The following is a 764-nucleotide window of genomic DNA, read 5'->3' on the forward strand; positions in this document are numbered from 1 at the left end:
CTTCATCGGAAAACTCGGCGGGTGGAATCCGGGTATTTTGCCAAAATCAGGAAGTCTTCTTCAGAGTTTCCTTAGCGTACGTTTTTCTCCGAATTCTGCGGGGTCCCCAGCTACGGGTCTTTCGCAAGCTCGATACCTTGCAGGCCTATTTGCAGGAAATCGGCGTGGTCCGCTTTGAGATCGATGCCGCCGGGTTCGTGGTCGCACCACGACAGCGGTAACCTATTGCGATAAACACCAATTGACATTACATTTGTAATTACTGAAATGATTGTGAATAGTGAGGGCAGTGATGGGAACGATCAATTTGCGCATCGATGATGATCTAAAAGCCCGTTCTTATGCGGTGCTGGATCGGTTGGGGGTGACGCCTTCAGAGTTGCTGCGGCAAACGCTGGAGTACGTTGCTGCTCAGGAGCGGTTACCGTTTCGAACTACCGTCGTGACTCAGGACGAAGAGGCTCTCCTTGCGCTCGTTCGGGAGCGGTTGGCCAACCCCCAAAAAGGGATCAAGGTGTCGCTGGATGACCTTTGAGCTTGAGTTTGATCCCCGTGCTTGGCGGGAGTGGAAGAAACTGGGCGATACCGTGCGCCAGCAGTTCAAGAAGAAGCTGGTAGAGGTGCTGGAACGGCCAAGAAATGAGGCCAACCGCCTGCATGGGCTGCCGGATTGCTACAAGGTCAAATTGCGTGGTGCCGGATACCGGTTGGTGTACCAGGTGCAAGATGATCGGGTGGTGGTGTTTGTAGTGGCAGTAGGGAAA

3 protein-coding genes are annotated in these 764 nt (G+C 53.5%); all 3 read left to right on the plus strand.

Annotation, left to right across the window (positions count from 1 at the left end):
• On the plus strand, positions 1–221 hold a 221-nt coding region (locus tag PG881_RS23935), incomplete at its 5' end, for a hypothetical protein (protein ID WP_270803323.1).
• 71 nt (positions 222–292) lie between these two features.
• Complete coding sequence (locus PG881_RS23940; RefSeq protein WP_113740798.1) at positions 293–535, plus strand: type II toxin-antitoxin system RelB/DinJ family antitoxin; 243 nt, start codon at positions 293–295, stop codon at positions 533–535.
• Positions 525–764 (plus strand): type II toxin-antitoxin system RelE family toxin (locus PG881_RS23945; protein WP_270803325.1); only part of this gene is annotated, 240 nt, incomplete at its 3' end. The genes PG881_RS23940 and PG881_RS23945, both read left to right, overlap by 11 nt.

Source organism: Aeromonas sp. QDB54, assembly GCF_027707385.1.
GTDB classification, from domain to species: domain Bacteria; phylum Pseudomonadota; class Gammaproteobacteria; order Enterobacterales; family Aeromonadaceae; genus Aeromonas; species Aeromonas hydrophila.

Excerpts from the sequence above, each read along its gene's own strand:
- PG881_RS23940 (WP_113740798.1), top strand. The coding sequence starts at position 293 with ATGGGAACGATCAATTTGCGCATCGATGATGATCTAAAAGCCCGTTCT.